Raw genomic sequence first — 22,573 nt, forward strand, 5'->3', positions numbered from 1 at the left:
TGCTACGCTGACCCGACCCGGTGACAACGGACACGCGGCTCACGGCTCGCGCTTTCGAGAAGAGCGCCGAGGGAGGCTGCGCGCGGCGCTGCCCGCGCCACAGGTTTGCGGCAAACGCGCTCGGTCGCGCAGCGCCCACCGACCCGAGGCGCCCCGACAACCGGCGACTGGGCGGTAGAAGGCGCATTCGACGTCCTAGCCTCCCACTGCGACGACCCGTTGGCGTCGCGCTGGGCCGGATGCTCCAATCCTCCGATCCTCCGATCCTCCAATCAACGGCAACTGTGGTACCAGGCTGGACCATGTTCGAATTCTTGAAGCCGGCGCGCTTGGTCGACATCGTGGGCACGGAGTTCATCGTGGGCGTCGGGATCCACGCCTTGCGCGCGCGCGGTCCCGTGCGGGTGGTCGAAGCCGGTGGACGTTTCGACGTGCGGGTCGGCCCCGCGACGCTTGAGACGTTGGACGGCGCCGCGTGGTCGGCGTATCCGTTCGCGCTCGCAGCAGGGCTTGGCGGGGACGCGCAGTTCGAGGGACGGACTTTTGCCGTCGAGCCGCGCGAATTCACCGTGCTCGAGTTCCCGGGTGAAGTTTGGTTTGGCTTGGAGGTGCGCTTGACGGAGCAGCGCACCACGAGCGGCCCCTGCCTCGTCAGTTCGCGGACCGTGAGCCTCGGCGTCACGTCTACGCGACGCTTCGCCAGGCCACTGGAGAAAGCCCAATGGATCGCTGGATCCCCGTGGCGCGCGTCGACCGCGCCGGAGGTATGGCCACCCGAAGTCGTGCATCGCAGTCTGCTCCCCGAGCAGCACACCGCGGTGCACGTCGCGCCCGAGCTCTATGGCGTCTTGCGCGATCGCGAGGAAGGAGACTTGCGCTTCAGCTTTCCTCGCGAGGAATACGATGAAGCCCTCCGAATCTGGCGCAGCGTCGCCATCGCCGTCGAGGACACCGAGATGCGGCAGTCGACGAGCCCGTCGCTGCGCGACCTGACAGGCCCCCAGCTCTCCGCATCCTCGCTCTTGTTGCTACCGTGGCTCGGCCTCGAGCTCACGCGACGCGCCCGCGGAAATCCCATCGTGCAACTCTTCAACGATCAGCTGTGCTGTATCGACGACGAGGACCCGGACTGGCGCGAAGCTCTGGCAGCGGAGGGCACGCGCCTTTCAAGCAGCCCCGACGGTCTCGTTCAGAGCACGCCCTTGACCTTTCGCGACGGCGCGTGGGTGGCCGCCGAGTGATTGCTTTGGGCGCCCCGGCAAAACCCCGCCCCAGCGGCGCAGGGCGCGGCTCCCCGCGCCCGCGATCGCGCTTCTTTTACCTACGCGCACGGTCGCTGCGCACGGCGTGACGTGTCGTGCGCCGATGGGTGACCGGCTGTCAACTCGGCGACGGGTAGGCGCGCGCCGCCGCCGCGGGTGCGAGGCGGCGCGCTCAGAACATGGCGCGGGGGTTCGGCGCGTCGGCCGGGATGTCCTGCAGCACGTCCCAGTGCTCGCAGAAGCGCCCGTCGGCGACGCGGAAGATGTCGACCACCGCGACTCCGCGCGGCCGCCGCGGGTTCACGAGCTTGTAGTGCACCACGGCGTACTCGGCGTCGGCGATCATGCGCTGGATCTCGACCTGCGCGCCGTGAAGCGGCGTCTCGCCGTCGCGGAAATAGGCGATGAAGGCCTCGCAGCCGTTCGTCCCGGGCGCGGCGCGCGCGTCGGGGTTGTGGTCGACGAAGTCGGCGGTCAACAGCGCGCGGACGGCGTCCCAGTGCCTGCCGACCACGGCGTCGTACAGCTCGAGCAGCATCCGCTTGTTGCGTTCGGGGTTCATACGGAGGGGGCGTGCCTTTCTGCACCGGAGGGCATGGTCGCTCGCCGGTGCGTGCTCACCCTCGCAGCGGGGCGCGCGGCGGGCTTGAATCTGCGCGCCAATCGTCGGCCGCAGCGCGCGCGCACCGCGCCGTGGGCGCGTGCTAGCGCGTGCGCGCGACCGCGCGGTACGCGCTCGGCGGCATGCCCGACGCGGCGCGGAACTCGCGCGCCAGGTGGGCCGCGTCGCTGAACCCGTGCGCGTGCGCGATCTCGGTGAGCGGCCGAAGCGAGCCGGCGATCGCGACGGTGGCGTCGCGCATGCGCACGCGGCGCGCGAGCGCCGAGGCAGTGGTGCCGTGTGCCGCGAGCCGGCGTTGCAGCGTGCGGACCGACTGGCGCGTGGCGTGTGCGAGGCCCTGCGGCGTCCACGGCGCGTGCGGCTCGCGCGCGATCGCCGCGAGCGTGGCGGCGACTGGGTCGTCCGCGGCGCTCGGTGGGTTCAACGTCTGGCGCGCGGACGACGCCGGCGCGGTCCGGCGGGACCACGCGAGGCGGAGCGCGACCGGCGGCTCGGCAAGCGACGCGGGCCCGAGCCAGTGGGCGTCGCAGGCGAGCTCGCGCCACGGTCCGCGCGCGGCGCGCGCCGCGACGACGAGCTCGCCGTGGCCCATCCGGCGCAGCAACGCGGCGAGCACCCCGGTGATCATCACGGTCTGGCTCGTGGGGGCGAGCGCGCCGGCGTACGGCTGCGCCGCGAGCTGCAGGGCGCCGGCGCCGTCGAGCGCGAACCGCGTCTGGTGGCGCACGCCCCACGCGCGCTCGAGCGCGCTCCAGCGATGCGCGAGCTGCGCCACGCTCGCGGCGCTCTCGAGCAGGTAGAGCGTCGGCGAGAAGGTCAGCGCGTCGAGCCCGTCGCCCAGCGCGAAGACGGCGCCGAGCCCACCGACGCGTGCGCGCTCCGCGACGAGCGCCCGCAGCGGCGCCGCGGGGCTGAGGGCCTGCAGGGCGGGGTCGGGCGCGCGCGCGACGTGCGCGTCGCGCGCGCGGACGCGCTGCGCGAGGTGGAGCAGCTGCAGGCTGACGTTCTGCGACACGGCGTGTGGGCGCAGCGACAGGCGTGTGGCCGGCCGCGCGCGAGTGTGGCACCTGCGCGCGCGGGCCGCCACGGCCGCGCGCCCGCGAGGGCGAAGGGCGCGCGCGCTCACCTCTCCCTCCTGGGCGAACTCTCGCCGCCCGAGCGCGAGTTCGCCTTCGGCGCGCCCGCAGGCTGTGGAGTGAAGGCTGCCTCATCGTTGGTGCTAGCGAGGTCGACGACAGGCGCTACCCGCGGCATCGCCTTCGGGGCGCTGAGGAGCTCCGAGAGGATGCGAGCGGCGATCTGCGCCGAACCGTCGCGATCCGTCGCTTCACCCGGGATTTCGGAGGCCCCAGACCGCCGATCGCACCCGTTCGGAAGGCATCGACCCAACCCGGGCCCAACGAATAGGCGTTTGCGGGACTGCGCCTGAGCAGCAGCGGCGGCGAGGTCCCGGCGCAGTCCCGCAAACGCCTATTCGGTAGGCGGAGTTCGTCATTGTTGCGCGCTCGGGTACATAAATCCTGTGTTTCCCGATACTTGGCGGCGGAAAAAAAAGATCGCCCGGCGTGTCGATCGCGCGTCCCCTCGTTCGTCGTGACGGTAGAGCCAGGGCTCAGCCGGTCGGGCGCCCGCACGACGAGAGAAGGAGACACGACGATGCGCTTCATCATCACCGCAGCACCGGGGACCAGCGAGACAGCAGCGCCGGGGAACAGCGACGCGAACGCAGAGGCGGAGGGGGCACCGGGCGAGGAGCTCTTCGCCGCCTACATGAAGTACAACGAGGAGCTGATGAAGGCCGGCGTGCTGATCGCGTCCGAGGGCCTCAACCCCGGTGGGGCCCGCGCGCGCGTCGGCATCTCCGGGGGCAAGCGCGTCGTGCTCGATGGGCCCTTCGTCGAGACGAAGGAGCTGGTCGGCGGCTTTTACCTGATCGAGGTGAGCTCGAAGGAAGAGGCGATCGCGTGGGCGCTGCGGTGCCCCGTCGGGCTCGGCACCGCCGAGGTGCTCACGATCCAGCAGATGACGGATGCCTCCGACATCCCGCCGCGGTTCATGGAGATCATCGCGGACGTCGCGCCTACATGGAGCGCGTTGTTCTCGAGGCAGCGGTAGGCCGAGCCGACCTGCGTCACGCTCCCTGCGGCCAGGAGGCTCGACGCTGGCGCCGGGGGCCCGCGACGCGCGACGCCGTGGAGTCCGCTCCGGCGGCGGGCAGGAGAGGGCGCGCCCCGACAAGGCTCACCGGCCCGCGTCGAACTGGACGTCCACGCTTTCTCCCTGGGACCCCTCCCCCGGCCCTGACGCGGTGGCGTGGGCTTCCGGGGGGCTCGGGGCGCTCCCATCCCGTGCGAAGAACTGCAGCACCGGCTGCACCTCGTTGATCTGGTCGAGCGTGGATCTGGTGCGCAACGCCTGCGCGGCAACCTCCCGGTCCATCGACGCCTTCACACCGGCGATCTTGGACTCCAGCAGCGTGATCTGCTGGTTTCCTTCGGCGAGCACCCGCTGCGTGTGCTCCTCGCCGGTGCGCGTGAACGCCCGCAGCGCCTCGATCTGCTTCGACGCTGCAGCCACGATCTCCTGAGTCGAGACGTCGAAGGCTCTGAATGCCGCTTCAACGATGTCCCGCTTCACCGGAACGGGGGTTTCGTTCGGCAGCGTCCTCAGGAGCTCCTGCGCCTTCAGGATCTTGCTCCGCTGCTCCGGGGTCACGCCGGCAGCCAGCAGGATGGCCGCGAAATCGACCTCAGAAGGCGGCGCGATGACGTCCTCCTCCGGTGCCTGCGGCGGCGAGGGCAGCAACGAAGCGTCGGACCGACGGCTGAACGGCGACTTGAAGAAATCGGAAAAGCTCAAATTCACCCGCTTTCTGAGTACAGCGCCATCCTACATGGTTCCGGCCGGCTGCGCAGTGATTCCCGGGAGCCGGCCCCGGCGTCGTGTGCCAGCGGGCGTGGGGCCGGGAGCGTGGACAGGAGGTTCCCGGGGGGGGGTGGTGCGATCCTGACCGCGCATGACGTGGCTGGAGTGCGCGGCTCGGATCAGCGCGTCCTCCGGGACCTCCGCCTGGTGCAGGATCCCATCCGTGAACACCTGACCGTCGATCTCGTAATACAGTCGATACTGCACCTTGCGCGCGTCCGGCCGTGGCGACACCGACCCTGGCGTCGCCGTGGGTCCCTGGTAGATCTTGCCGGCAAATCCATACTGCTGGATCGGTCCCCAGCCGGTATATGCCAGCGTGAGCGTCTCGGCGTGGATGAGCACGTCATCGCCGTCGAACACATGGAAGTCGATCCATGCGTTGGCGCCCCACGCCGTGTGGCTGACCGACGCGACGAGGTCGAGGTGGACCTGGATGTCCTTCCCGATGCTCGGCCCGCCCGCGGGCCTCGGGAACGCGTTCACCTTCGCGATCGTCGCGGATCGTACGTTCGTTACATCGGGCCGCGGCTGCGCCCCTGCGCGGTAGACGACCGGCTGCGCCGCGGCGGGCTGCTCGCCTCGCCCGGGTCTGCTTCGGGCGAGGCGTCGACGCTCTCGGCCTGCGACGAAGCCGGAGCCGGACAGGCACCTGGCTCCCCAGCCAGCGAAAGCCGCAGCTGGTCAGGCGAGACTTGCTCGGAGACGTGGCGCCGGAACCCGATCTCCAAGGTCCGAATCGTTTCCTGCAGCTGTTGATTCTGCGCCTTGAGCGAATCGAGGCGGTGATCTTGCGGACACCGAGTTCCGTGGCGATCTCCGTCGCCGTCGCCCCCGCCCGATAGCGCTCTTTGGCGTACGCCTCCGCCCGTTTTCGCAGCTCGCTCGGATATTTCCCACGACTCTGCTGCTCTCGATGCGTCGACAGCGCTGCACGCAGCTGCACCAAATCCCTGCTTCCTGGCATCGCTCGCTCCTGTACGCCCGGAGGGAACCGCTCCCTTCCGACGCCGCGTAGCCTGCAGCCAAAACTGGCCATGTCAAAAACGCAGTCGGCGGAGCGGCTACCCCTGGAAGCGTGTCGGATTTTTGTCCCGCCGCGCGAGTTGACATCATCGCGCTCATGCGATCGACCCCCTCCGGAAAAAGCGACGCTAACTCCTCACCTGGTCGTCACCGTGGTCCTTTCCCTCGGGGCCTATCCTCATGCGTCCCGCTCCGGGTGAAAAGCTGCCTCGGTCACGGGAAGGTTCGCTGGCCGAACGACTGTGGAGGCGCGCCGGCCACGTCATGTCAGCGATCGCAACCTGCGCCGACCGGCTCGAAGGTGATGCGATCGAAGATGGAGACGTAGTCGGGGGACCGCACGCCCGTGTAGGCGATCATGCCGACCTGAAGCGTCGCCGGCAGATCGGCGCGGGTGATGGGCGCGACCGACGTCGGCCACCCCGTGTCGCCGGGGTGGCGGTAGTAGATCGTGAAGGTCTCGCCCGTCCGGCAGAGCCGCAGCTCGGCGTCGGCGGTGAAGGCCGTCTCGCCGTACGTGCTCTTGCTGTTGGTGGTGCTCTTGTGCTCGACGGCGAGCTGGTTCATCTCGGCGTAGCCGACCACGCCCAGCACGTAGTTCTCGGAGCTCCCGCTCGGGTTCCGGCCCATGAGGCCGCCGACGTCGGCGAACTGGTTCGGCGTCTGGTCGCGGTTCGACGCCCGCCGGGCGTGGACGGTGGCGGTGACCTTGAAGTCGCCGGTCACGAGCTTGTAGACGAGCACGCCCTGGCTCGCCTGGTACCACAGCGCCCCGCCGTGCGGCGTGAGCGAGAGCGCGCCGCCGCTCACCACCACGTCTGCGAGGTCGGGCCGCAGCACGGTCCAGTCCGGCGAGAGCGCGCTGCCTTCGAACTCGTCGCCGGCCGGGAACGCGCCGCCCGTGCCACCGGTCGGCGCCGCGCCCGCCGTGCCGGCGCCGCCAGCTCCCGCTGCGCCGCCCGCGCCGCCGTTCCCCGCCCCCGACCCACCGGCTGCCTCGCCTGTGCCGCCCATCGCAGCCGTGCTGCCTCCGGTTTCAGATTCGCCACCCGTCCCCGGCGCGCCTGCGGTCGCGGAACCGCCGCCGGTGGCGGACGCGCCTCCCGTCGCGCCCGATCCCGCCGCGCCGCCCGCGCCCAAGGCCTCCCCGCCTGCGCTGCAACCGGCGGCGGCAATCAGCGCGGCCGCCAGCGACCCGAGGACCCCGGCGAGCCGCCGGCCGACTGCGTTCATGGGCCCATCGTCTCTGACGTCGCGGAGAAAGACAACGGCGCCGCGCGCGGGCGCCCCCTCAGCGCGGCCCGCAGAGGGTCCCATCGCAAAGTACTCGACCCTCGCCGCCGACGCGCAGGGCAATCTGCTCGCCGCAGGCCTGGCCCGCGGCACCATCGACCTCGGCGCGGGTCCCATGGCAGGCGCGACGGAGGGCCAGGATATCCTGGTCGCAAAGGTTGACCCCGATGGCCGTCTCCTCTGGGCGAAGCGCTTCGGTAACGATGCCGTTCAGCTCGCGCCCCACATCGCGGTCGACCGAGCCGGGAACGCGGTCGTCACCGGCGGCGCGAGGGGATCCATTCCCATCGGCGACGAGCCGATCGTGAGCGCCGGCGGCGTCGATGCCTTCGTGCTGAAGCTCAACCCCGCCGGCGAGGTGCTCTGGGGGAAGCTCTTCGGAGATCACGACTACCAGGCCTGCAGGGGCGTCGCGATGGACAGGCAGGGCAATGTGCTCGTCATGGGCGACTTCGGCGGAACCATTGACTTCGACGGTGGCCCCCTCGTCAGCGCGGGGGACCGAGACATCTTCGTGGCGAAGCTCGACCCCGACGGCACCCCGCGCTGGAGCAAGCGCTTCGGCGGTGCGCTCAATCAGACCGGCCTCGACATCGATACCGATGAAAATGGGGATCTGCACGTCCTCGCGGCGCTCGACGGCACGGTGGACTTCGGCGGAGGCGCTCTCACCGCGAGCTCTGGTATCGCTGTCGCGAAGCTCGATCCCGACGGACAGCACATCTGGAGCAGGCAATTCGGCGAAGGCATGAGCTTGGTCCATTACCAGATCGCGGCGGACGATCAGAGCAACACCGTGCTGACGGGCTCCTTCGGCGGCACGATCGACTTCGGCAACGGGCCTATCGATAGCGGCGACGGCGCGGTGGAAGAGGCTTTCGTCGCCAAGCTCGATCCCCACGGGGACGCGCTCTGGAGCCGATGCTTCTGCGGCGCCGGAGCGCAGTTCGGATGGGATATCGACACAGACCCCGGGGGCAACGTCTTCGTTCTCGGCGGATTCGAGGGCACGGTCGATTTCGGGAACGGCCCGATCTCCGCCCAGATGCGAGATGTCTTCCTTATGAAGCTCTCGCCCTGATCTGTGCCTTCATGAGAAAGCCCTCGGGCTTTCAAGCTGATCGGGTGCGCCACGCGCCAAGGGCGACGATGGCGCTGCGACGTAGGATGTCGAGCAGCTCCTCGAGATCTGCGCCGAGGATCGCGAGCGGTGGAGCCAAAGACATCTTGTCGGTGCCCGCGTACCCGTACTCCGCGGCGGCGCGCAGCCTCCGCTCGGCGTTCACGACGAGGGTGTACGCGGCGTCGCGGAGCTTGCGCGAGCGCACCGCCTCGAGAGAGAGCGTCTTGTCGGCCGAAGCCCGCGGATCTCCTCGCGCGTGAGCGGGGGCTCGTCCTCGGCGAACGGCGTGCGCACGAGATCCGCCGCGTCGCGCTCGGCGGCGAGCTGGATGCGGCTCGACCAGATGACGCGTCGGGCGAGCTTGCCTGGAAAGAGTGAGGCGTTGTCGCCGAGCGACTCGGCCTCTGCGCCGCGCAAGCGGACGCCGAGGCTGCGCAGCAGCGGCGACGGCCATGCGCGGGCGTCGAGCCATGGCAACGCAAGGCACCCATTGGGCGGCCAGAAGGGCGCTGGGGCTGCGCAGGAGCCACGCGATCGTACGATAGGACACAAAAGCAGGTGCGCAGGAGGGTCGCGGGGGCTGTGCAGGAGCCACGCGATCGTACGATAGGACACCCAAATGGGTACGCAGGAGGGTCGCGGGGGCTGCGCAGGAGGACGCCGAGGCCGCCCAGGAGGGCCGCCCGGGCCGCGCAGCAGCACCGCCGGGGCTGCCCAGGAGGGCGCCGAGGCCGCCCAGGAGGGTCGCCGGGCGTGCGCAGGAGGGTCGCCGGGCGTGCGCAGCAGGACCGCCGGCCTGCGCAGGAGGACGCCGAGGCCGCGCAGCAGGACCGCCGGGGCCGCGCAGCAGGACCGCCGGGGCCGCGCAGTGTACGAGCGGAGCCCTGGTAACCAGGGCTGCAGGGGCGGCAGCGGCGGCCAGGGAGGGCCCGGCGGCTACGGCGGCCCGGGGCGCGGCGGCGACTCGATCGGCGTCGCCTACCTCGACGAGGACCAGCTCACGCTCGAGGGCGTCACCTTCGACATTGGACCACCGGGCCATGGCGGCATCAGCCGGAACTACGATGGCAGCACGACGGTGGCGGAGGACGGCAACTCCGTCAAGACGCTGCGGTTTCCTGAATCGCTGGATTGACGCTCGCCGCGGCGAGCTCGCCGGCTCGGCCGAGGCAGCGTCACCGCGGATCAGGACAGCCAGACGCCCGCAGGAACGTCCGAGTCACACTGCCGCGGCGCTGAGGCCCTCGATGCTACCCAGCGCCGCGCGGTCTGCTCCTGGCCCATGGGGCGCGACGTCCTGGGCGACGTGCACGAGCCCGGTCGGGTAGACAAGAGCGGCGCCGAGTTTACCGACATGCGCCCGGCAGGCGCGCTATCCTCGCAGCACCATGGAACGCGCCCCCGACTGGCTCTCCCTATGCACCGACGGCATCGACCTGGCAGCGGAAAATGCAGCAGCCCTCGAGACCCACCTGCTGAAGAGCCCGAACGACATCGAAGCGCGCGCCAAGTTGCTCGGGTTCTATTTCACGAACCCGAACGATGACGCACAGCAGCGACGCGCAGACCACATTCACTGGCTGATCGCACATCGCCCAGAAATCCACCTTGCTGCCTTCGCGCGCATCCACCCGGAATATTACCAGGATGCATATAACGAGGGCAAACGCCTCTGGCTGAGCACGGTATCCAACAGCCCCAACGTGCTCGCCATCCTCAGGAACGCCGGCAGCTTTCTTGAGTCCGGAGATCCAGACATAGCTGAAGAGCTATACAAGCGAGGAGCCACCATCGAGCCAGACGAGTCAGCCTGGCGACAGCGCCTAGGACACCTGCACTTCAGATCCAGCGTTGGCTCGACGTCGAGCGAGGAACGCAAACGAATTGCACGTGAAGCACTCGCGGAGTACGAAGCGGCACTCACACTTGAGCGCTGCTCGTTAGAAGCACTCGGAATCCTCATTGAGATCGCTGAATCTGCACTCATGGCTGAGAACTACCAGAGGGCGACCGAAGCCGCAGAGCGACTGCTTGCCGATGCCAAGGATCACGCCGACACATTTCAGTACGGAAATGCCGTGCATTACGCGCACATCACCCTGGGACAGGTCGCGTTAGCGCGCAACGATCCGGCCAGCGCAGCAGAACACCTGCGGGCCGCAGGCGCGGTCCACGGCTCGCCACAGCTCAACTCATTTGGACCCGATTTCGAGCTCGCATCCCGATTGCTCGCCATGGGGCAGAGAAACGCTGTTGTCGACTACATCGACGGTTGCAAGAAGTTCTGGAAGAGCGGCGCATCACGGCTCGACGAATGGACTCTCGCCATCGGTCGCGGCGAAGCACCAGATTTCTCAAAGCGCTGAACGACCTGACCCATGTCGCCATCGCGACGGAGCTAGACGCCGGCGACCGTGGGACCCCATGCATCGACGCCACCGCGGCTTGGAGCGCCTCGACACCGGGGCTGCGCGTATAGACCTGTATCCGTACATCTGGACACGTAGCAGCCGGTGAACTCGCCAAGTCCACGCTGGCCACCGCATGGAACTCGGCCGCATCGACGGCGACGGCGCCGAGCAGCACGAGTTCAGCCAGGCAGACGCCGCCGCAGCCGCCGCGCTACTGGGCCACCTCGACCCGAGACAGCGCGGCGCGAGTTCGGACTCTCGCGGCCCAGACGTCAAGGCGGAAGGAGGAGCGGAGTCATGGTACCGCCGTAATCCCTGACCTTGCCTCCCGCCAGCCTCCGAATGAAGCCAGCCGCACTCTCTATGGCGTTCAGCCAGTCAGCGCCCGTGAGGCGCACGTGGTCATCGGTCTTGAACCCTAGCACGTCCACAGCCACAGACCACAACCCGTCGGGTTCTTCGCGGAGGTCGCTAATACGGATCGTTATGGTCCGCGGCGCGCTTCCGTCCGATGGCGTGAAGACGGACACGATCTCTAAGATGTTCATCGTTCACAATCCTTGAGGCAATCACCAAGCTCCAGATTGCACTTGTACATGCAATCCTTGTCGCGCTCCGGGCAGTTCCTTATACAATCCCTGTTGATCGCTTCGCACTTCTTTTTGCACCTTTCAACCGGATCGTCATTCGCGCCATTCACCCACCGGCACGGGCCGCACGACTGCGCTCCCGAGCCGAGGTGCACCCCGTTGGCATATTCACATCGCTCCTTGGCCTCGTCCAGGCTCGCATGATCGCCCTGGTAGAGCGAGGTGCAGGCACCGGTTTCTCCCCAGTTCTTGCACTGAGTCGAGCCAGCCTTCCACGTCACCGTGCACTCGGCGAGCTGTGAGCCGGCGCTGCACGGGTCCTCGTCGTAGCCGGTGTGGTTTTGCGGCTGTAGCGGGACATACCCGAAGCCTCCGACCCCGCCGGTAGGGGTGATGATGCCCCCGCCGGCCCCCTCCGTTCCATGACCCCGGACATAGCACTCTCCCATGTCGAAGTTGCACCCCGTGGGACCGAGCACCAGAAGAACGATCAGCCTGCTCATTTTCAGTTCGACTCTCCCCCGAACCTCCAGATAGGCCCAGCCGTGACCATCAGGACCATGCCGCCGGGAAGGACACGGCTGCTCCCGCCGGCCCAGTCCACGTTGACGCTCGTGGACGCCCCCAGACGCCCGGCGAAGTACCAGTCGGACTGGGCGCGGCCGCCCGGAGCGACCCCCATCACGCGATCGCAGATCACGGCGCCGCACACCTGCATCATGTAGATCGACAGCGACGGCCCGAGGCTGACGTTGCCGGTCTTCGTGGTGTACCCGAAGGTGACCGCCGTCCGATCGTAGACCCCGACGCCTGCCCCTGGAACGACGCTGAGCACGTTGTGGACTTCGATCCGGAATTCGCCCGTCCTGCGCCACAGCCAGCCGATGAAGGGGCTCACGGCGAGCCTGGGCTCGGTCCCGACCTGGATCCCACCGACGCTGACACCGCCGCTGAACTCGAGCGCCAGCGCCGGGGCGGGGGGCGGCGACGAGGGTACAAGCGCAGAAAAGCCCAAGCTTGCCGTGGAAGCGCATCGACATGGTGCAGGCTCCTCGCCGAGCGGCGGCGACACACGGTGCGGATGCACTCGCCATTCTTCCGAGTGTGGTCTGGGCGTCAAATAGAAACTCGACGAGCGCAATTGAAAGGACATGAGTCGCTCCGTTCCGGGCATTCGCCCGTGCGCACACGGTTCCGCGGTAAGAGCGCACCGCTTCGAGAGAGAGCCTCTTGTCAGCGAACATGCGCGCGAGCAGCGGAGAGAATTGACTTTCCATCCCAGAACCCGTTCCGCTCTCTCGATCTCTCTCTCGCGCTGCCCAGCGGACCGCCGGGCTCGCGGGCGGCCGCTGCCCCGTCCGGCGCTCGCGCCTTGCCTTCCGGCCCGGCGCAGCGCACCTTCGCGCCCAGCGACCATGCCCAGCGACGATCCCTACGTGATGCCCGCCTACGTCAAGCTCCTCGTCGCCGACGCGGAGCGCTCCGTCTCGTTCTACGAGCTCCTCGGCTTCACCCGCGTCCACCAGGATCCGGTGTTCGTCCACCTGCGCTGGGCACGCTATGCCGATCTCTTCCTCGTCGCGACGCCGCCGGGGGTCTCGCTCGCCGGGCAGCACGGCCTCGGCGTCATCGTCTGCTTCAGCGCCGCCGGCGACCGCGGCATCGAGACCATCGCCGCGCGCGCCGCGGCGGCCGGCGCCGCCGTCGACGGGCCGCGCGACCAGCCGTGGCACACACGGGAGATCGTCGTCACCGACCCCGACGGCTACCGCCTCTGCTTCGTCGAGCCGAGCACGCCTCTGCAGGGCTGACGGCCCGCCCACAGAGACGAAGACGAACGACGTCAATCGGCACGAGCCCGTCGCTCCATCTCCTTCGCCAGACGCGGGACCGGCGCCGGCGCCTCCCAGGGGCGGCGCCGGGCAGGCTCGTGTATCATCCCACCGGCATGTCGCCGGAGCCGTCGCAGCCCAGGACCATCGGGCGGTATCTGCTGTACGGCCCGATCGCGTCCGGCGGGATGGCGTCCGTGCACCTCGGCCGGCTCGTCGGCGACGCGGGCTTCTCGCGCACCGTGGCCATCAAGCGGCTGCACCCCGCGCTCGCCGAGGCGCCCGAGATCGCCGAGAGCCTGCGCGACGAGGCCCGCATCGTCGCGCGCATCCAGCACCCCAACGTCGTCGCCATGGTCGACCTCCTCGTCGCCGAGGACGAGGCGTTCCTGGTCATGGAGTACGTGCGGGGCGAGTCGCTGGCGCGGCTGCTCCGGGCGGCGCGCGCGGGCGGCGCGCCGGCGCCGGTCCCCATCGTCGCGAGCATCGCGTGCGGCGCGCTCCACGGCCTGCACGCGGCCCACGAGGCGCGCACCGAGTCGGGCGAGCCGCTCGGCATCGTGCACCGGGACGTCTCGCCCGAGAACGTGCTCGTCGGCGTCGACGGGACGGCGCGGCTGCTCGACTTCGGCATCGCCAAGGCGCGCGGGCGGCTCAGCACCACCCGCGGCGGGCAGATCAAGGGCAAGCTCGCGTACATGGCGCCCGAGCAGCTCCTCTGCGCCGACGTGACCCCGCGGACCGACGTGTTCGCGGCGGGCGCGGTCCTCTGGGAGGCGCTCGCAGGCCGCCGGCTCTTCGACGGCGGCGACGAGGGCGACCTCATCCGGGCCGTGCTCGAGGAGCCGATCCTGCCCCCGAGCTCGCTCGCGACGCACGTGCCGCCTGCGCTCGACGCCATCGTCCTCCGTACCCTCGAGCGGAACCCGGAGGGCCGCTACCCGACCGCCCGCGAGCTCGCGGTCGCCATCGAGGACGCCGTCCCGCTCGCGTCGCCGCGCGCCGTGGGCGAGTGGGTGGAGGCGCTCGCCGGCGACGCGCTCGCGCGGCGGGCGGCGCGCGTCGCCGCCATCGAGAGCGCGTCGGCGGGGATCCCGGGCGGCCCGGCGACGGCCAGCTCGGGCGCGGCCGCGCGGGGTGGGTCGGGCGCGCCCGGCGACGGGGCAGAAGACGAAGGCGAGCCCACGCCGCCGGGCGGCCCGGAGCGGGGGCTGGCAGAGACCGCGCCCTCGATCCCATCGAGGGCCCTCGATCAGGGGACGCCGGCGGCCGAGCCCCCGCCCGGATCGGTGACGTCCAGCGGGATCTCGCTGGGACTGCCTGCGACCGACGGCGCGCGGCGCGATGGTCCGCCCCCCACGGCGAGGAAGCGCGCGCGCCCGCTGCTCGCGCTGCTCGGCGCGCTGCTCCTCGGCGGCGCGGCCGCGCTCGCGGCGCAGTCGTGGCGCCGCGCCCCTCCCGGCCCGGAGGACGCCGCGCGCGCGGTCCACGCGCCCGCGGCGCAGCCGGCCGGCGCCTCGACGGCGAGCGCGGCGAGCGCCGTCGCAGCGAGCCCGACGAGCGCCGCCGCGGCTGCCCCGACGAGCGCCGCCGCGGCTGCCCCGGCGAGCGCCCCCGCGGCTGACCCGGCGAGCACCACCGCGGCCGGCCCGACGAACGCCGCCGCGGCTGACCCGGCGAGCGCCGTTGCAGCTGACCCGGCGAGCGCCGCCGCTCCAGCGCCCGCACAGCGCCCGGCGCGCCCTGCAGCCGGCGCGCGCGCGCCGGCCCCCGCGGCACGCGCGACCCGCGCCGACGCCCAGCGCTGCTCCCCGCCCTATACCGTGGACAAGGCCGGCATACGCCGGCTCAAGCCTGAGTGCCTGTGAACCGATGAACTCTCCGTGTCCCGCCCGCGCCCGGCTCGCGCTCTCCCTCGCCGCCGCCGCGGCGCTCTCGCTCACCGGCGCCCGCGCCGAAGCCGCGCCCGACAAGCAGGCGTGCGCCGACGCCTACGAGCGCGCGCAGGGCCTCCGCCACGACGGCCGGCTGATCGAGGCGCGCGCCGCGCTGGTCGTCTGCTCGCAGCCGACGTGTCCGGCGGCCGCCGTCGCCGACTGCGGGCCGTGGCTCGCCGAGGTCGAGCAGAGCCTGCCCTCCGTGGTCGTCGCCGCGAGGGACGCGCACGGGCGAGAGCGCCTCGACGTGCGCGTGCTCGTGGACGGGCGCCCCCTCGCCGCGGCGCTCGACGGCAAGGCGCTGCCGGTCGACCCGGGTCCGCACACCTTCCGCTTCGAGCCCGCGACGGGCCCCGCCGTCGAGGAGCGCGTGCTGATCCGCGAGGGCGAGAAGAACCGCCTGCTCACCGTGACCCTCGGCGCACCTTCGGCCGGCGCGCCCCCCTCGCCTCGCCCGCTCGCCCCGCGCGCCGCGCCGCCCGCGGAGCCCTCGGTCCCGGGGCTCGTGTGGGCCTCCGGCGCCGTCGGCGTCGCTGGGCTCGCGGTGTTCGCCGTCGCCGGCGCCCTCTCGCTGAGCGCCGAGGCCGACCTCCGCGCCACGTGCGCCCCGCGCTGCGCGGAGGACGAGGTGCGCGCCATCCGGGTCCAGCACGCGGTCGCTGACATCGGCCTCGGCGTGGGCGTCGTCGCGCTGGGCGCCGCTGCGTGGCTCTACATGACCCGGCCGGCCGCGGCGCAGCCCTCGAAGGCCGGCGCGACGGCGCTCTGGCCGTTCATCGCCGGCAACGCCGCGGGCGTCGCGGGGGCCTTCTGATGCCCGCGTCGGCCCGCGCCCGCGGCGCCGCCGCCGCCCTCGCGGCGGCGCTCCTCTCGGCGTGCTCGCTCCTGCGCCCGCTGCACGGCCTCACCTGCGAGCCCGGGGCCGGCAACGCCTCGTGCCTGTACGGCCAGCCCTGCGACGCCAGCGCCGACTGCACGACGGCCGCGTGCACCGAGGGCGTCTGCCAGTGCCCCGCCGGCATGGTGACGATCGAGAGCTCGTTCTGCATCGATCGGACGGAGGTGTCGAACGCCGCCTACCGCGCCTTCCTCGCCACGCAGCCGGACGTCGCGGCGCAGGCGCCGTTCTGCTCGTTCAACAGCACCTTCGATTTCGACGACACCGGACCCGACGCGCCCCTCGTGTGCACGGCGCGCCGCAAGGAGGACGAGCACCCCGCCACCTGCGTCGACTGGTGCGACGCGCTCGCCTTCTGCAAGAGCCAGGGCAAGCGCCTCTGCGGCGAGCGCCACGGCGGCCCGCTGCCGTTCCGCGGTGACATGGCGCAGGGCGAGTGGTTCGACGCGTGCAGCAAGCACGGCGCGCTCGCTCACTCCACCGGCGAGTTCGACGCTCTCCACTGCAACGGTAACAGCACCGAGACGGTGCCGGTCGGCGACGACACCAGCCTGGCGTGCGAGGGCGGCTATCTCGGCCTGCAGCACATGAGCGGAAACGTCCGCGAGTGGGAAGACGCGTGCTCCGACGACGTCGGATCCGGCGACCTCTGCAGGACCCGGGGCGGGGCGTTCGACAGCGAGGGAACGCTCGAAGAGCTCCGGTGCGACGCGCCCGACGAGCGCGAGCGCGCCGACACCGATCACACGATCGGGTTCCGCTGCTGCAGCGGGTAGCGCCGCGCCCACGCCGCTCACTTCACGCAGGTGCGCTTGTCCTGGTAATCGCAGCTCGGCGCGCCGGCATTCACCGCCGTCTCGGTGAAGCCAGGGTAGCAGATCGGGTCGCACGTCGCGTAAGCCCCGCTCGGATACGGCACCGCGCCGCACGAGATCCGATCGTAGATCCCGGCGCAGTAGCCCGGCCCGCTCTGCGAGCCGCTGACGTACCAGCCGGGCGGACAGGCGACGGAGGCGCCGCAATGCGCGAAGGACGCCCGCGTGGCCCAGGGGATGAGCTCGCAGCGGTAGGCCTCGCCGTTCGCGCAGCCGAGCGCGCTGCCCTGGCTCAGCGACACGGAGTGCGTGGTTTCACCGCTGACGCACGCCGCGCACTGCCACCCGGTCAGCGCTTGCGCCCCCGCCGCGCTCGGCTCGGCCAGCGCTGCGTCCTCCCCATCGGCCGTGCCGAGGCAGCCGGCGACTCCCGTCAAGGCCACGACCAGCCCGAGCCCACACACCCCCATCGTCCACCGCGAAAAGCTCTCCATGCTCGTCCTCCGATGCGATCCCCCGCCATCAACGACGTGATCCATGGAGAGGACACCGCAAGAGCGCAAGGGACGCAAGGGAGAGCGATATCCACCTGCTGGAGGCGAGCTGGGGAGCTTGCGAGAGCTCGCTGCGCGTGCTCCCTCAGCGACATCTTCCCTGACGTATGGGGGGAACCCCGGAGACGACCGAAAAATTTCCCCTGCAGGAAGACTCCCATTCGCCACTCGACGGCGAGGCATCAAGGCGGCACGAAGTGTGCTCCGACGGGGGACGATGCCCCACTCCTCGCCTCTTCGAAGTCTCCGGAAAAACTCTGAAATCGCTCTGGTCCTTGGCCTCGGCCGAGGAGATCGCGACGTTGGACGCGTGTCAGAGTGTGCCAAAGGCGGCGTTGGTCAGATCCCGATGGCGCAAGTACGCCGCTTCATCGCTCTCGCGTTGCCCTTCGTTCTCCTCGCGTGCGGGACGACGGTCGGACCGGCGGCGAGCGCGGAGAGCGCGTCCGGCGGAGACGCGTCAGCCGGGGGCGCGGGCGCCGGTGGAACGGCGTCGGGTGGAGCGAATGGCGGAGCTGGCGCGGGTGGCGCAGCAAGCGGCGGCGCGACCGGGAGCGGCGGAGCGCAGCCCGACCCCGATGGGGCCGGCGAGGAATTCCTTCTGAGCTTCCCGCGGCGCAACGCCTTTGGCCTCGGTCAACCGCTCGCAGCGACCAAGAACGGCTCAGTCATCACGGTCGGAGCTCGAGCTCCCGCGGAGCTCCTCCCCGAGTCGATCGGCGAACCCTTTCTTGCGGAGTACTCGGCGACCGGAGAAGTCCTCCACGCGCTCGCGCTGCCCGGAGCCGCTGAGCCAGAGTTGATGGCGATCGACGCGGAAGGCTCGATCTTCCTCGTCGGTCAGCTCTACATGGACATGACCTTCGGCGAGCTCACTCTCACGGCCGTCGAGGACGGGTTTTATCTGGTCAAGGTGAACCCCGATTTTTCGATCGCCCTTGCGGCCGGCGTCACTCTCGAAGGCAGCTCTCCTCTGAGCGCGATCGCGGTCGACGCGGACGGCGACCTCGTCGTTGGCCTCGGCGTGTACAACGACGACGCATCCGTACAAAAACCTCAGATCATGAAGTTCTCCGGGTCGACCCTCGAAGCGATCTGGAGCACGACGTTCGAGCACGACATCAGCCAGGGATACACGATTGCCCTCGCGTTCAATCGTGACGGCGAGATCCTCGCCGGCGGCGCGTTTACTGGAATACTCACGATCGGAGAGACAGAGCTCAAGAAGGCTGGAGGGCAGGACGATCCAGCTGTTTACAACGGCTGGCTCGCCTGGCTCGACCCGGAGAGCGGCGATCCGCTGCGCGCGCTCCGCTTTGGCGGGGCGAGCTTCGACTATGTGAAAGACCTGAAGTCGACCGCCTCTGGGCGCCTCCTCCTCCTCGCCTCACAAACGTCGACATCGACCTTCCTCGATCATACGGACACCTTCGACGAGGAAAGATCGGAGTCGATCCTCTATGATTTCGAGGACGGTCAGACAGTGCATTGGGCGAGCCGGCTCGGCGGACCAGACTATTACGGCAACGCGCTGGCCCTCGGCGGCGATGGTCAAAGCTACGTGGCCGGTCGCTTCGGCTGGCTCGGCACGGAAGAAGATGCAAAAGGAGGGCGCCTCACGCGCTTCGCTGCAGACGGAACGAAGGGCGAGAGTGTCGAGTTCGCGACCGGTAACCCGAACGGTCTGACGCACGTCGCCGTCGATACGAAAGGCGGCGTTTGGGTCAGCGGGGCCTGGGAAACGGCCCTCGATTTTTCGGGAAAGAGCTACGCTCCGCCGACCGATGGCGGACAGTTCATCCTCCGGAAGAAGGGATTCTAGACGAAGGCGCGCTCCCGGACGCGGCGTCCATGCGCGCTCCCCGCGGCTCACCGCCTGATGTCGTACTTGTCCAGCTTGTAGAGCAGCGCGCGCCGCGAGATGCCGAGCCGCTTCGCCGCGCGCGTCTGGTTGTTCCCCTCGGCGGCGAGGGCGTCCTCGATGCTCTTCTTCTCCAGCTCGGCGAGGCGCGCCGGCATCGTCCCGCCGTCGGCGGACGGCGGCGGCGCCCCCGTGCTCGCCGGGGGCGCGCCCGCGCTCGCGGGGGGCGCGGCGCCCTCGGCGCCCTCCACCACCGAGGCCGGAAGGTGCTCGACCTCGATGACGCCGCCCTCGGCCAGCACGACGGCGTGCTCCACCGCGTTGCGCAGCTCGCGCAGGTTGCCGGGCCACGCGTGGGCCTCGAACGCCTGCATCGCCGCGGGCGCGAAGCGCGGCGCCCGCTCCCCCATGCGCCCGGCGACCTGCTGCGCGAAGCGGTGCGCGAGCAGCGCGATCTCGGCGCGCCGCTCGCGCAGCGGCGGGACGCGGAGGACGAACGTGCTGATGCGATAGTAGAGATCCTGCCGGAACCTCCCGGCCGCCACCTCGGCCTGGAGGTCCCGGTGCGTCGCGCACACGACGCGCACGTCGAGCTCGATCTCCTGCGTGCCGCCGATCCGGGCCACGCGCCGGCTCTCGAGCACGCGCAGCAGCTTGGCCTGCATGGCGAGGGGCAGCTCGCCGATCTCGTCGAGCAGCAGCGTGCCGCCCTGCGCCGCCTCGAAGTAGCCGATCTTGCGGCGATCCGCCCCGGTGAAGGCGGCCTTCTCGTGCCCGAAGAGCTCGCTCTCTAGCAGCGCCTCGGGCAGCGCCGCGCAGCTGAGCCTCACGAACGGGCCCCCGGCGCGCGGGCTGGCGCGGTGGAGCTGCTCGGAGACGACCTCTTTCCCCGAGCCCGTCTCGCCGAGCACGAGCACCGTCGTCTGCGCGCGCGCGAGGCGCTGCACCACCTGGAAGACCTTCACCATGGCCTCGTCCGCGACGACGAACCCGGCGCCGGCGCCGGAGGGCGGGCCCTCCAGCGCCTCGGGCGCGGCCCCCGGCGGCGCCGCCTCGACGGGCGCCGGCGCCGCGATAGCGACGACGATCTCGGCCGGGCCGATGCGGATCACGTCGCCGCCGGCGAGGGCCCGCTCCGCCCCGCGCACGACGGCGCCGTTCACCGACGTGCCATTGCGGCTCCCGAGGTCGACGAGCGCGACGGTCTGGCCCCGCCGCGCGACGCGCGCGTGGTTGCGCGAGACGCGGGCGTCGTCGACGCAGACCGTGGACTCCGGCGCGCGGCCGACCGCGACCACATCGCCGTCGGTGAGATCGATCACCCGCGCGGCGCCGTCACCGGCGCGGACGATCAGGGAGGCCTGACCCTGCGGCGTCCCCTCGCCGGGCGCGCTCTCCGCGGCGTCGAGCTCGGTCGCGACCTCGGCCGCGGCACGCGGCGGCTCCGCGCTCGGCGGAGAAGCTTCCTGTCGACGAGGGTCTCGCTCCGCCATGCCGTTCGAAGGTTGCGCAAGTGTACGACGCTTGCACAACCCTCGGCAACGGCGGCGCGCGCCGCCGCGCGGAAGACGCGGATCGCGCGCTGGTCCCCGCCTTGCAATGCCTCTGCGGCGCGCACGGACCAGCGCCTCTACGGCGCGCGGAGAGGCTGCGGGAACCTGCGGGAACCGCCATCGCCCGGAGCCATCGCGGAAACCGGAGCGTCTGGAGACGCATCGCGCCGACGTGCGCCTGGCTTCACCAACGACCAACACGACAGGAGACGAGCATGACTTATCCCATCCGACCGGCGTCCTCTCTCGCGATCGGCGGCGCCCTGCGCCATGCCCTCGTGAGCCTGGCCGCGACGCTCGCCGCCGCAGGGTGCGGCGCAGATGCGAGCTCCGACGCGGAGATCGCCTCGGGGGCGAGCGGCGATGCTGTCACCGGCGCCCTCACGATGACCTGCTCCAGGCTGACGGTGAGCCGGGGCAGCATCGGCGCCGGGCAGACGGCCGCCGCGCTCGCGACGGGGGAACTCACGGGCCAGCAGGACGTGTGGAGCAAGTACGTCGAGTTCGCGCCCAACACGAGCGCGACGTGCGAGTACACGCTCCCCTCGGGCACCTCGGCGGCGCAGCTCGCGTCCCTCGCGCTGAGCGTGAATTACCGCGGCCCGGCGAAATCGGAGATGCGCTGGACCTTCGAGGCGTGGGACGCGGCCGCCCGCGCCTGGGTCGCGGTCGGCGACAACGCCTTCGCGCGCGACTGGTCCTGGACGAACGCGAGCCTTGGCCTGCCGGGGTCGCTCGGGCGGTTCGTGGCGGGCGGTACCCTCAAGATCCGGTACGCGACGAGCAGCTCCGTCGACAGCTCGATGCTCGACAAGCTCGTCCTCACAGGCACGACGAGTGGCGGCGCCGGCGGCAGCGGTGGCAGCGGCGGCTCCGGCGGCAGCGGCGGCGCCGGCGGCGGTACCGGCGGCAGCGGTGGCTCCGGCGGTAGCGGCGGTGCCGGCGGCAGCGGTGGCTCCGGCGGCAGCGGCGGTGCCGGCGGCAGCGGTGGCGCCGGCGGCTCGGGCGGCGCCGGCGGTGCGGGTGGCAGCGGTGGCGCCGGCGGCTCGGGCGGCTCCGGCGGCAGCGGCGGCTCCGGCGGCTCCGGCGGCTCCACAGGCACCGGTGGCTCGACCGGCGGCATCTGGGTCCCCGCGCCGGGGACGACGTGGCAATGGCAGCTCACGGGCACCATCGACACCAGCCTCGATGTCGCCATGTACGACATCGATCTCTTCGACGCCCCGCAGGCGAAGATCGACACGCTGCGCGCGGCCGGGAAGAAGGTGATCTGCTACTTCAGCGCGGGGAGCAGCGAGGACTGGCGCGACGACGCGTCGAAGTTCCCCGCCGCGGCGCTCGGCAACCCGCTCGACGGCTGGCCGGGCGAGCGGTGGCTCGACACCCGCAACGCCGGCGTGCGCGACGTCATGAAGGCTCGGCTGGACCTGGCGGTGCAGAGGCGCTGCGACGGCGTGGAGCCGGACAACGTCGACGGCTACACCAACAGCCCCGGCTTCCCGCTGACGGCGGCGACGCAGCTCGATTACAACCGCTTCCTCGCCTCCGAGGCGCACGCGCGCGGGCTGTCCATCGGGCTGAAGAACGATCTCGATCAGGTGAAAGACCTGGTGGGGAGCTTCGACTGGGCCCTGAACGAGGAGTGCCACGAATACGACGAGTGCGAGATGCTCACCCCGTTCATCCGCGCCGGCAAGGCGGTGTTCCACGCGGAGTACGTCGACGCCTCGAAGGCAAACGCCGTCTGCGCCGCCACGAAGCCGCTCGGGCTCTCGACCTTGATCAAGAAGCTCGACCTCGACGCCTGGCGCGTCGCCTGCCCCTGATCCACGCGCCGGCGCAGGGGCGCTGGCCGCGCACCCGCGGTCAGC

At 70.9% G+C, this 22,573-nt stretch carries 22 protein-coding genes; 11 read left to right on the forward strand and 11 right to left on the reverse strand.

All coding sequences use genetic code 11. The features are described 5' to 3' along the window. The first annotated feature begins 302 nt into the window (after positions 1 to 302). Positions 303 to 1,241 carry a hypothetical protein gene (locus WMF46_RS22115; protein ID WP_437987395.1) on the forward strand — a complete coding sequence of 313 codons (939 nt, stop codon included), beginning with the start codon at positions 303 to 305 and terminating at the stop codon, positions 1,239 to 1,241. Positions 1,242 to 1,434: 193 nt separating this feature from the next. Here WMF46_RS22115 and WMF46_RS22120 read toward each other — a convergent pair whose 3' ends face one another. Continuing rightward, positions 1,435 to 1,824 carry a nuclear transport factor 2 family protein gene (locus WMF46_RS22120; protein WP_437987396.1) on the reverse strand — a complete coding sequence of 130 codons (390 nt, stop codon included), beginning with the start codon at positions 1,822 to 1,824 and terminating at the stop codon, positions 1,435 to 1,437. A 142-nt stretch (positions 1,825 to 1,966) separates the two neighbouring features. Beyond that, positions 1,967 to 2,899 (reverse strand): helix-turn-helix transcriptional regulator, encoded by a 933-nt coding sequence (locus tag WMF46_RS22125; RefSeq protein ID WP_437987397.1) that lies wholly within the window; start codon positions 2,897 to 2,899, stop codon positions 1,967 to 1,969. 641 nt (positions 2,900 to 3,540) lie between these two features. Here WMF46_RS22125 and WMF46_RS22130 point away from each other — a divergent pair. Next, on the forward strand, positions 3,541 to 3,999 hold the full coding sequence (locus WMF46_RS22130; RefSeq protein WP_437767251.1) for a YciI family protein: 459 nt from the start codon (positions 3,541 to 3,543) through the stop codon (positions 3,997 to 3,999). A 126-nt stretch (positions 4,000 to 4,125) separates the two neighbouring features. On the opposite strand, the gene WMF46_RS22135 is transcribed toward WMF46_RS22130, so the two are convergent. The 3 genes from WMF46_RS22135 to WMF46_RS22145 all read right to left on the reverse strand — a co-directional run bounded on the left by WMF46_RS22135 (position 4,126) and on the right by WMF46_RS22145 (position 7,068). Beyond that, entirely contained in the window at positions 4,126 to 4,689 is a 564-nt protein-coding gene (locus WMF46_RS22135) for a hypothetical protein (RefSeq protein ID WP_437987398.1), read from the reverse strand. Positions 4,690 to 4,773: 84 nt separating this feature from the next. Then, positions 4,774 to 5,295: a hypothetical protein gene (locus WMF46_RS22140; RefSeq protein WP_437987399.1), complete on the reverse strand. Its 522-nt coding sequence runs from the start codon at positions 5,293 to 5,295 to the stop codon at positions 4,774 to 4,776. A gap of 807 nt (positions 5,296 to 6,102) precedes the next feature. Beyond that, positions 6,103 to 7,068, reverse strand: coding sequence for a hypothetical protein (locus WMF46_RS22145; protein ID WP_437987400.1), 966 nt, complete (start codon positions 7,066 to 7,068; stop codon positions 6,103 to 6,105). On the opposite strand from WMF46_RS22145, the gene WMF46_RS22150 reads away from it, so the two are divergent. Then, positions 7,067 to 8,209, forward strand: coding sequence for a hypothetical protein (locus WMF46_RS22150; RefSeq protein ID WP_437987401.1), 1,143 nt, complete (start codon positions 7,067 to 7,069; stop codon positions 8,207 to 8,209). The two genes, WMF46_RS22145 and WMF46_RS22150, sit on opposite strands and share 2 nt — an antisense overlap. A gap of 31 nt (positions 8,210 to 8,240) precedes the next feature. Here the strand turns inward: WMF46_RS22150 and WMF46_RS22155 are convergent, their stop codons facing one another. Beyond that, the gene (locus WMF46_RS22155; RefSeq protein WP_437987402.1) at positions 8,241 to 8,456 is read right to left on the reverse strand and encodes a hypothetical protein; all 216 of its coding nucleotides are present in this window, start codon (positions 8,454 to 8,456) and stop codon (positions 8,241 to 8,243) included. A 570-nt stretch (positions 8,457 to 9,026) separates the two neighbouring features. On the opposite strand from WMF46_RS22155, the gene WMF46_RS22160 reads away from it, so the two are divergent. Together WMF46_RS22160 and WMF46_RS22165 are read left to right on the forward strand one after the other, a co-directional pair. Continuing rightward, positions 9,027 to 9,386 carry a hypothetical protein gene (locus WMF46_RS22160; protein WP_437987403.1) on the forward strand — a complete coding sequence of 120 codons (360 nt, stop codon included), beginning with the start codon at positions 9,027 to 9,029 and terminating at the stop codon, positions 9,384 to 9,386. Positions 9,387 to 9,639: 253 nt separating this feature from the next. Then, a complete protein-coding gene (locus WMF46_RS22165; RefSeq protein WP_437987404.1) occupies positions 9,640 to 10,617 on the forward strand; it encodes a tetratricopeptide repeat protein in 978 nt (325 codons plus the stop codon). 317 nt (positions 10,618 to 10,934) lie between these two features. Here the strand turns inward: WMF46_RS22165 and WMF46_RS22170 are convergent, their stop codons facing one another. The 3 genes from WMF46_RS22170 to WMF46_RS22180 are packed head-to-tail and all read right to left on the reverse strand — an operon-like array spanning position 10,935 to position 12,267. Beyond that, entirely contained in the window at positions 10,935 to 11,210 is a 276-nt protein-coding gene (locus tag WMF46_RS22170; protein WP_437987405.1) for a hypothetical protein, read from the reverse strand. Next, complete coding sequence (locus tag WMF46_RS22175; protein ID WP_437987406.1) at positions 11,207 to 11,755, reverse strand: hypothetical protein; 549 nt, start codon at positions 11,753 to 11,755, stop codon at positions 11,207 to 11,209. Before WMF46_RS22175 ends, WMF46_RS22170 begins: the two co-directional genes overlap by 4 nt. Positions 11,756 to 11,757: 2 nt before the next feature. Continuing rightward, positions 11,758 to 12,267, reverse strand: a complete 510-nt coding sequence (locus tag WMF46_RS22180) for a hypothetical protein (protein ID WP_437987407.1) — start codon at positions 12,265 to 12,267, stop codon at positions 11,758 to 11,760. 400 nt (positions 12,268 to 12,667) lie between these two features. Between WMF46_RS22180 and WMF46_RS22185 the strand changes: the two genes are divergently transcribed. From WMF46_RS22185 to WMF46_RS22200, 4 genes are all read left to right on the forward strand, one after another. Beyond that, the gene (locus WMF46_RS22185) at positions 12,668 to 13,063 is read left to right on the forward strand and encodes a VOC family protein (protein WP_437987408.1); all 396 of its coding nucleotides are present in this window, start codon (positions 12,668 to 12,670) and stop codon (positions 13,061 to 13,063) included. Between the two features lie 137 nt (positions 13,064 to 13,200). Beyond that, positions 13,201 to 14,952, forward strand: a complete 1,752-nt coding sequence (locus WMF46_RS22190) for a serine/threonine-protein kinase (protein WP_437987409.1) — start codon at positions 13,201 to 13,203, stop codon at positions 14,950 to 14,952. A 4-nt stretch (positions 14,953 to 14,956) separates the two neighbouring features. Then, positions 14,957 to 15,835 (forward strand): hypothetical protein, encoded by an 879-nt coding sequence (locus WMF46_RS22195; RefSeq protein ID WP_437987410.1) that lies wholly within the window; start codon positions 14,957 to 14,959, stop codon positions 15,833 to 15,835. Continuing rightward, on the forward strand, positions 15,835 to 16,695 hold the full coding sequence (locus tag WMF46_RS22200) for a formylglycine-generating enzyme family protein (RefSeq protein WP_437987411.1): 861 nt from the start codon (positions 15,835 to 15,837) through the stop codon (positions 16,693 to 16,695). The genes WMF46_RS22195 and WMF46_RS22200 overlap by 1 nt, the downstream gene beginning before the upstream one ends. Before the next feature lie 17 nt (positions 16,696 to 16,712). Here WMF46_RS22200 and WMF46_RS22205 read toward each other — a convergent pair whose 3' ends face one another. After that, a complete protein-coding gene (locus WMF46_RS22205) occupies positions 16,713 to 17,228 on the reverse strand; it encodes a hypothetical protein (RefSeq protein WP_437987412.1) in 516 nt (171 codons plus the stop codon). Positions 17,229 to 17,505: 277 nt separating this feature from the next. Between WMF46_RS22205 and WMF46_RS22210 the strand changes: the two genes are divergently transcribed. Beyond that, on the forward strand, positions 17,506 to 19,110 hold the full coding sequence (locus WMF46_RS22210) for a hypothetical protein (protein ID WP_437987413.1): 1,605 nt from the start codon (positions 17,506 to 17,508) through the stop codon (positions 19,108 to 19,110). A 47-nt stretch (positions 19,111 to 19,157) separates the two neighbouring features. On the opposite strand, the gene WMF46_RS22215 is transcribed toward WMF46_RS22210, so the two are convergent. Further along, entirely contained in the window at positions 19,158 to 20,642 is a 1,485-nt protein-coding gene (locus WMF46_RS22215; protein ID WP_437987414.1) for a sigma 54-interacting transcriptional regulator, read from the reverse strand. Positions 20,643 to 20,917: 275 nt separating this feature from the next. Here WMF46_RS22215 and WMF46_RS22220 point away from each other — a divergent pair, with 275 nt between their 5' ends. After that, a complete protein-coding gene (locus WMF46_RS22220) occupies positions 20,918 to 22,528 on the forward strand; it encodes an endo alpha-1,4 polygalactosaminidase (protein ID WP_437987415.1) in 1,611 nt (536 codons plus the stop codon). Positions 22,529 to 22,573 lie beyond the last annotated feature (45 nt).

It is taken from the genome of Sorangium sp. So ce117 (assembly GCF_051524395.1).
Lineage (GTDB): Bacteria > Myxococcota_A > Polyangia > Polyangiales > Polyangiaceae > Sorangium > Sorangium cellulosum_B.